The organism is Yeosuana sp. (assembly GCF_057126245.1).
Genome location: NZ_DBNGMQ010000040.1, coordinates 1 through 2,426, shown reverse-complemented (window position 1 = coordinate 2,426; position 2,426 = coordinate 1). Strand labels below are relative to the sequence as shown.

Annotated in this window: 2 protein-coding genes; both read right to left on the bottom strand. The window is 30.6% G+C overall.

Annotated elements, in window-relative coordinates:
* Positions 1–225 precede the first annotated feature (225 nt).
* Entirely contained in the window at positions 226–1,413 is a 1,188-nt protein-coding gene (locus AC15TD_RS04115; RefSeq protein WP_484450868.1) for a DUF6090 family protein, read from the bottom strand.
* Between the two features lie 159 nt (positions 1,414–1,572).
* Positions 1,573–2,391 (bottom strand): DUF6090 family protein, encoded by an 819-nt coding sequence (locus tag AC15TD_RS04110; RefSeq protein WP_484450867.1) that lies wholly within the window; start codon positions 2,389–2,391, stop codon positions 1,573–1,575.
* Positions 2,392–2,426 lie beyond the last annotated feature (35 nt).

The following is a 2,426-nucleotide window of genomic DNA, read 5'->3' as shown; positions in this document are numbered from 1 at the left end:
AAATTCGTGGATTCAAGAATGGGTTCGGTAATCGAAATGCTCAGTGAAGAAGTAACCGTAGCAGTTATAAATAATATTCCGACAATTTTGGCAATACGTTTATTTGAGTCCATAAAATCTATTTTTTTATTGCAGATGAACGCTAAATGTATGAATCGTAGCTCTGGTTTGTGTGTTGGCTTTTTGTGGCTATGATTTCATACATAATGTTGGCATTTCGTTATTTTATTTTGCTAATATGTTTTTTGCATTTGTATTATCTGGATTCAATTCCAGTGATTTATTGAAAGCCTTTATAGCATTTGCCGTATCACCTACTTTTAATAAACATTCTCCATAATTATCAAGAGTAAACCATCCATGGTATAATTCTGTATTTAGCTTAAATATTTTTAAAGCTTCATAGTTCTTTTCATAATTCATAAGATTATGTCCAAAACGATTTATTGCATTTCGAGAAATATCATAAACTATCTCATTAATGTCATCAGATTTGATTATGTCAATAATTTCATCGATAGTCTTTCCATTTACTAACAATGAGGATAATTCTGTTCGGTATCTTTTAATTTTTCCTTGTTTGATATCTTCGGCCAAATAACTAGTCTCCAATAGTTGAATAATAGATTCTGCATCGAGAATCAATTTTGGTAGCTCATTAGAACCCCTTAAGAAGAAATTGTATTTTAATTCAGTATAAATATTAATCGCATCGTCCAATTTTTTTTGATTCTTGTCAATGAAGTCAATGGGTTGGCGCTGTAACTCAAGATAAAAATCCTTTTTTTGATAATCAATTATTTCTACTTTAAACCCATAGGGCGCTGTTATGAGGGGATAATAATTAGGCATAGGCTCTCTTTCATAATTCATGTTTACAACCTTATTCCTCAATTTGTTGGCTTCCTTTATTAATTCAAAATCTTCTTCGTAATCCACATCCATATGTTTTGTAAAAGCCTCATACTGTACTAATAAATTTACCAGACTGTCATTATTGAAATAATTTAAAATACCAGTGGATTTTAATTCCTCATAGGAAGAGCGATTCCATGAAAAGGGTCTATATCGGGCATTATATGTTAGTATATATAAATCTAAGTTTTTACAATCATCTATACTCAAGCGTCTTGTATAATTAGTTAAACTATCCAACCGTAGATAGGCTACTTCAGCCTGCCATTTAATCCATTTGACGTCTTGAATATCTTGCTCAAGGTCTAAAATTAACTTTTTAGCGTAAGCTTTTACTTCACCCTTCTTAATGCGTTTGTCATTCCAAGTATTAATTTGTAATGCCAGTAAGATGCCTATTACCACTAATAAAATTTCTCCAATAGCATAAAAAAGATACTTCCTAAATTTATTATTAGATAGTAGTTGTTGTCTGATTTTTTTATAGAATCTTATCATTATTTAATGGTTTGTCTAATGAAGGCCAACGGTTTGGCTATGATTCCGCTGCGTAGAAATTCGACAGAATTTCGGAGCAGGAATCGTAGCATGTTAAAGATAGCATTTTTTGGTTTTGGTTGTTTTTAGCAATGAATTATAGCCATCCTAAGTTTGTTTTTAATTTTTCAACCTGTGAACTTCTTTTTCAATAAGACTTATCAATTCCAAGGCTTTTTCTTTAGCATGTGTCGTCCAAATGCAATGATAATTTACTTCAAGTGCCAGATATCGCAAATAATGCTCCACATCTTTTCTACCCTTAAAAGTAGCTAAAGGATCTTTCAAATCGGAAACATCCAAAGTAAATATTCCGTACTTGTCACGCAAAAATCGAGTAGTTTCATTCGCCCATTCTTCATGTTCTTCAATAGCATAACCTTCAAGGCGTTGGGCCAAAAAACTGTAATAATTATCCATTTCAATTTTTAGGTTAGCGTTTTGAATATTAGAGAAGAAGCCTGTTGAATATAGTTCGTTGATTACCGATTTGTTTAAAGAGATACCGCCGAAACCCCGACCAAGCATAGAAAAAGCCAGAACAGTAAATTTTTGATCTAATAAATCTGGAAATGAATCCTTCCATATATTATTCGCATAATCATTTTTAGATACATCAATCCATTCCATTTCTATAAAAGTTTGGGAGTTCAATTCTGCATGTTCAAGAATATAGAAAATACCTCTTAATCGTATTTTGTTGAAAGAAATATTAGAGTCAAAAGAAGCAATATCATTATTTAGATTTTCCATTAAATTGGTTAAATAATTAATAGTCTTTTTTTTATCTTTTTGATTTTCGTTCCAGTTATTAATTGACAGGGCAATTAATATTCCAATAACCACGAGAAAAACTTCCCCGATAGCATATTTTATATATCTACCAATTTTATTTTCTGAAAGTAGTTTTTGACGAATTTTTCTAAAGAAGTTTATCATAAATTATTTATTTTTATAATAAAGCGCAACGGTTT

Coding starts and splice junctions, on each gene's coding strand:
- AC15TD_RS04115 (WP_484450868.1), bottom strand. CDS start 1,413: ATGATAAGATTCTATAAAAAAATCAGACAACAACTACTATCTAATAAT.
- AC15TD_RS04110 (WP_484450867.1), bottom strand. CDS start 2,391: ATGATAAACTTCTTTAGAAAAATTCGTCAAAAACTACTTTCAGAAAAT.